The organism is Streptomyces sp. PA03-6a, from assembly GCF_033792765.1.
Classification (GTDB): domain Bacteria; phylum Actinomycetota; class Actinomycetes; order Streptomycetales; family Streptomycetaceae; genus Actinacidiphila.
Genome location: NZ_JARAVK010000481.1, coordinates 1 through 3,235 on the forward strand (window position 1 = coordinate 1; position 3,235 = coordinate 3,235).

Genomic DNA, 3,235 nt, shown 5'->3' on the forward strand with positions numbered 1-3,235 from the left:
CTGCGCCGGGCCGCCGACAGACCCGCCGCCATCAGCAGCACGACGGCGCCGACGGTACCCACACCCACAGCGGCGACCAGGACCAGCGGCTGCGCAGCCCTACGCTCCGCGACGAAGGGGCCCAGAAGTTCGCCCAGCCCCTGCTCCTCGACACGCAGGCCGCGCTGCCGGGTCTGCAACTGCGCCGCGGCAGGGCCCGCCGTCAGCGCGGACAGCCGGTCGCGCAGCGCGGGGACGTCCTGCGCGGTGAGAGCGTCGACGTCCGCGGGGTGGTGCCAGTAGGCCAGCGCGCCGTCCTGCAGACTCAGCAGGGCCTTGGTGGCGTTCTGGTCGATGAGCGCGGCGAAGTGCCAGTAGCGGAAGGGATCGTCGCCCGGGCTGGGCAGCGAGCGCAGGCTGGGCCTGCGCAGGTCGGACTCCGCGTTCCACCAGACGGCGCCAGGTGAGCGCGGCGTGACGATACCGGTGACCCGGACGGTCACGACGGATCCGACCGCGTCCTGGAGGTGGAAGGCCGAACCGGTGCGCAGTTTCGTCACCTTGGCGGTGCGGTCGGTGATCACCGCTTCGACGCTGTGGGCGTCGGCGCCGGGCCGGGGCAGACGCCCCTCGAGGAGCCGGGTGTTCGCCGCGAGGTCGGGCTGCGCCACCAGGGTGCTCTTCGGGGGGAGCGGGTCCACCGCGGGGAACCGGGGCAGTCCGGGGTCGGTGGCGACCGTTTCCACGGAACGCACGCCGTACACGGTCCGGTCCGCGTCCAGCGCCAGCGGAGGCCGCACGAGACGCTGGAACTGCGCCTCCGTCGCCTTCAGCGACCGCGGGGTGAGCAGCGCCTCGGGGCCGAAGGGGACGGACAGCTGGGAGACCTGGAGCGACATCGTGACGCTGCGGTTCGGTGTCGAGGCGTGTGACACGGTGTCACGCAGCGCGGTGTCCTCGTAGCCCTCGACGGCCCGCGGCAGCGCGGCCGCCAGGAACGCCGTGACGAACACCAGCGCGGCCAGGGCGAGTGTCCCGCCGGGGGCGGTGCGCAGCCGGGCGCGGATCCAGGAGACGTCACCGCTGCGCGGGGAACGGGGCTCGGCCACGTCATTCACCTCCTTGGCGCCGCAGCGCCTGGGCCGGGTCGGCGGACCGCCACGCCGTCAGCATGACGCCGAGCAGGGGCAGCACGGTGACGGTGATCAGCAGCACGGCCAGCGGGCCGGACGGCAGTTCCACCCGGACCTCGGGGACCGGGCTCTGCGCGCGGGCCGTCAGGACGATCAGGGGGACGACCTGCCGGGTCAGCAGTCCGCCGAGTACGGCGCCGACGCCCACCGCGACCAGGACCAGCAGGCCCTGCTCGGCGGCGATCACCCGGGCGAGCCAGCGGCGCGGGGTGCCCAGCGCCCGTAGCATCGCGAATTCCTGGGAGCGTTCGCGCAGCGCTCCGGCCGCCGCGACGACGTAGCCGAGCGCGGCCAGCACCGCGGCGGTCACCACGGCGGCGGGCAGCGCGGACACCGGCCCGGCGCCGAGCGGATCGCGTTGCAGCTCGGCCCGCTGCTCGTCGCGCACCAGGAGCGAGGTGATGTCGCCGCGGGCCCGCAGCACCGAAGCGACGCGGGCGGTCGCGCCGGGCTCGGCCGCCAGCCACCACTCGCCGGGTGCCAGGGAGCCCTGGTCGGTCCCGCTCAACAGGGTGTTGACGGAGCGCAGGTCCAGCAGCAGCGCCCCGCCGTCGGTGCCGTCGGTCCTGGGCACGACGGTGGGCAGGGCGCGCACGGCGGCGGAGACGCGGACCGGCACGGTCGCGCCGGCCAGCTGGATCCGCACCGGGTCGCCCACCGTCGCGCCGACCGCCCGCAGGAAGGAGTCGGTGGCGACCCCTGTCAGCGCGGCCGGAGCCTTCGGTCCCGAGGTCACGATCACGGTCGCCTGGTCGAAGCCGCTCGGCACGTACCCCTCGAGGAGCATCTGACCGGTGTCGTACTCGACGGTCAGCGGTGTGCCCCCGCCGGAGCGCGGACTGCCGGCCCGCGTGGAGACGAAGCCGCGATCGGGGTCCTCGGTGAAGTCCCGGTTGCCCATGAGGGCGTGGGCCTGCCAGGCGGAGCGGGCCGGTACGGGTACGGCATGCGTGGCGCCGCCGGCGGCCACCGCCTGCAGGGCTGTGACGGACAGGCGGTGGTGTTCGGACGACCGGGGCACGGAGAAGCCGGCCTTGATCCCGGTCAGGCGCAGCGGCCCGGCCGGGCCGGTGCCGACGGCCCGGCCCGCCTCGGCGCCGAAGTCCGCCTCCAGGACGTGGGGTCGGTCGTCGGCGGGGACCTCGCCCAGGGCGATGGAGTAGGGGACGCCGTAGCGGTCGGTGAAGGTCGCCGACAGCCGGTCGCCGATCTCGCTCGTCCTCGCGCGGCCGCGGGCGTCCCGGGCCTGCAGGCGGACGGTCAGACGGAGCCGTGCCGCATCGTCCGGCAGCGTGAACCCGGCGCCCCGCGAGGCGGCGCCCTCCGTGGGACGCAGGGAGCGCAGCAGGTCCGGGAACGGCCGGTCGGTGAGGTCGTCGCGCAGACCGGTCACCCGGGAGGCCACGGTGGTGTCCAGCGCCAGCACCGTCGCCTCGCGGTTCCTGGGCAGCGGCACCGTGCTGCGGCTCGCCGGGGTCACCGCGGCGATCCCGGGTATGTGGTCGTAGACGCCGCCCTGTCCGAAGGGCTGCGTGGAGGTACCGGCGACGCGGACGTCAGCGCCCGCCATGAAGTCGGCCTGGTCGCGCTGGGACCGCTCCCAGCTCGCGTTCTCGCCGATCGCGAACATGCTGATCGACACCGCGAGGACCAGCAGCAGGGCCGGGCCGGCGCCGCGGCCGCTCCGCCGGGCCAGCTGCCAGCCGGCCAGCGCGGTCGGCAGGCCGCGGGAACCGGCGGCCAGCCGCTCCCCGAGGCGGGCGGCCGGCGGCAGCAGACGCAGCGCGAGCACCGCGCCCGCCAGCAGGCAGATCGCGGGGGCCACGATGAGCACCGGATCGAGTCCGAGCTTCCCCGCGGTGTCGGTGGACAGCGCGCCCGTCCCGCCCTCGCGCCGGGACAGCTGCCAGTAGCCCAGTCCCGCCACGAGCAGTAGCGCGAGGTCGGTGCCCGCCTGCACGGCACCCGGCAGTGCGCCCTTGCGGGTCCGTGCCTGCCGCTCGATGGAGTAGGTGCCCGTGCGGCGCAGCGCCGGCGAGGCCACGGCGACGCCGCAGGCGAGC

At 75.6% G+C, this 3,235-nt stretch carries 1 protein-coding gene and 1 pseudogene; both read right to left on the reverse strand.

Going from position 1 to position 3,235, the window contains the following annotated elements; all coding sequences use genetic code 11:
* Nucleotides 1-1,088: pseudogene (locus PV350_RS45760) on the reverse strand (ABC transporter permease); the annotation flags it as partial.
* A 1-nt stretch (nt 1,089) separates the two neighbouring features.
* Nucleotides 1,090-3,235, reverse strand: a 2,146-nt coding sequence (locus tag PV350_RS45765; protein ID WP_500339213.1) for an FtsX-like permease family protein, incomplete at its 5' end; no start/stop codon positions are given.